Source organism: Enterocloster sp. HCN-30185 (genome assembly GCF_037890305.1).
Lineage (GTDB): Bacteria > Bacillota > Clostridia > Lachnospirales > Lachnospiraceae > Enterocloster.
The window spans coordinates 1-500 of record NZ_JBBKBT010000052.1; the positions used below are offsets into that span (position 1 = coordinate 1).

Consider the following 500-nt stretch of genomic DNA (forward strand, 5'->3'; position numbering starts at 1 on the left):
CAGCTATCTTTGACTGCTATGATTTAGCAGTATTGGGACTTGCTATGGATACAAATATGAGAGCTACCCTATGCGAACAAACCTTAGAGAATGCTTGCAAAGCTTACCCGATGCTCCGTGGAGCTATTCTTCACAGTGACAGGGGAACCCAGTATACCAGTGAGCTATATCGTAAAGCTATCAACAGATATGGCATTGTTCAAAGCATGAACAGTGCCGGTGGCAGATGCCATGATAATGCCAGATGCGAAAGCATGTGGGCACGCTTCAAAGAGGAATTACTTTATGGTCGTTACGATCCTACCTCAATGACCGTAGAGCAGTTAAAGACGCTCATCTGGAGATACTTCATCAGCTACTGGAATAATCGGAGGATCTGCTCTGCTAATGGTGGACTACCTCCAATGGTTAAGCGACAACAATACTATGCTTCGCTACAGGAGGCAGCATAAGGTCGAACATTCTTGAGAAAAAAGTGTAAACCAATATTGACAATATCA

The 500-nt window shown here is 43.8% G+C and carries 1 protein-coding gene; it reads left to right on the top strand.

All coding sequences use genetic code 11. The features are described from left to right. The coding region (locus tag WKT10_RS15940; RefSeq protein ID WP_340278056.1) for a DDE-type integrase/transposase/recombinase at positions 1-452 on the top strand (452 nt) is incomplete at its 5' end. Positions 453-500 lie beyond the last annotated feature (48 nt).